Annotated in this window: 2 protein-coding genes; both read right to left on the reverse strand. The window is 61.8% G+C overall.

Translation table 11 applies throughout. From position 1 onward, the window contains the following. The coding region (locus J5J06_06130) for a hypothetical protein (protein ID MCO6436649.1) at positions 1-228 on the reverse strand (228 nt) is incomplete at its 3' end. 159 nt (positions 229-387) lie between these two features. Further along, positions 388-1,629, reverse strand: a 1,242-nt coding sequence (locus J5J06_06135; GenBank protein ID MCO6436650.1) for a transposase, incomplete at its 5' end; no start/stop codon positions are given.

Here is a 1,629-nt window from a genome sequence, read left to right on the forward strand (position 1 = left end):
CGAACCGTTGCGCCTGAGATCCTTCAGCAGACGATCGAGTTCAAATGTGGTAAAACTGGTACACTGATCACTCATCGCGTATGGCAAAATGAGCCTGCCGTTGTGAATCAGTCCACCGCAGCTGTAATTGATAAGAAATCGCTTTTCATGCGGCACGGGCACCCGCCCGCCTGCCTGTGCGTGTCCGCACGCAGACAGGCTGGAACCGGTCTGAATGAGCGCTTTCATGGTGGAAATGTAGCCGCAACGGGCTGGTGGCGTCAAGTCCGACGTCAAACACGCTTCGATCGCATTCAAACGGCGCGCAAAACGGCCGAGGGATGGCAAATCGGCCCGACATGCCGATTTCGGCACCGGCTGGAGGCGCACCGCACCTGTCGCGAGGGATCAGCCGTTCGCGTACATCATGACCGGTTCGGTATCGTAGTCCGGGAATGGGTCATCGTAGCAGGGCTCGATGACCCATTCGGCAACCTCAGGCGGTGCCCTTGCCGGCAAGACCCGCACGCCCTGCTCCCAGAGGCCGATGTGGCGTAGGATGCGCTCGATCACGTCGCGCTCGTCGATGAGAGAAACGATGCGCATCTCTTTCTGGCACTTCGGACACAAGAGCGGGTCGGCTTCCCAGACCTTCTTGATGAGTTCGCGCCATTTCGCGGAAGGGATGCGGCGCGGCTGGTGTTCGGAGACATCGATGGTCTGAACGGCCCGGCCCGCGGCGGCGGCCTCTTCGGCGGCGTGTTTGTCCCGCTGGCCGCGCATCTTGTTAGAATACCATCCGTAGTACCGGACGAGTTGAAAACTCTTATCCGGGATGTGCTGGGTGATGGCCGCTATGAAGTCGCACGGACTGAAGACCTCGAAGTTGCGCTGGATCTTCGGGTTGAGGCCGGAACGGTAGATAACCGCTCCGTCCGGATTGGCGCGGTTGGGCTCCGTGACCTGCATCTTTTCGACGGCAAAGGGGCTCCTGATGATGTACTGGGCCAGGCGCTCCAGATCCTCGCGCTCGTCGGGGAGTACCCGCCGGCTCCGATGCACGTTGAACCCGGAATGCACCCAGCCGCGCAGCATGTTGGCCCGTTCCACCGGCAACAGGCCCTTGTCCACCAGAAACGTGATAACCTGCGCGCGGAACATCTCCTCCAGCGGCTCGATACTCACATTGGGCAGACAGTAGAACAACCCCGAGCGGGCGAAGAGGCCGTCGGCGACCAAGGCGTGGAGGTGGGGATGGAAGTCGAGGTACTCGCCGAAGGTGTGGATCGCCATGACGATGCCGGGCAGCCCCTCGGGCAGGTCGAGGGTGGCGCGCAGGTATTCGAGCAGGCACTCGTGCGCCAGGCGGCACAGGTCCTTGAGCAGGTCGCGGTCGAAGCGGAAGTACGGGCGCAGCATCTTGGGGATTCCGAAGGTGAAATGCCGGTGCGGGACCGGGAACAGGATCGTCTCGGACAGCAGCGCGCCGAAGAGTTGGACTTTCTTCTGGTGGCATGACGGGCAGAACCAGCGCCCCTTGCAGGAGAACGCCAGCAGGTACTCGTGCTTGCAGTCGTCGCAGCGCACGCGGGCGAACCCGCGTTCAAGGTCGCCGCAGTCGAGGAACTTATTGACCACCTCCGGGATGAT

The organism is Phycisphaerae bacterium (assembly GCA_024102815.1).
GTDB lineage: Bacteria > Planctomycetota > Phycisphaerae > UBA1845 > UBA1845 > JAGFJJ01.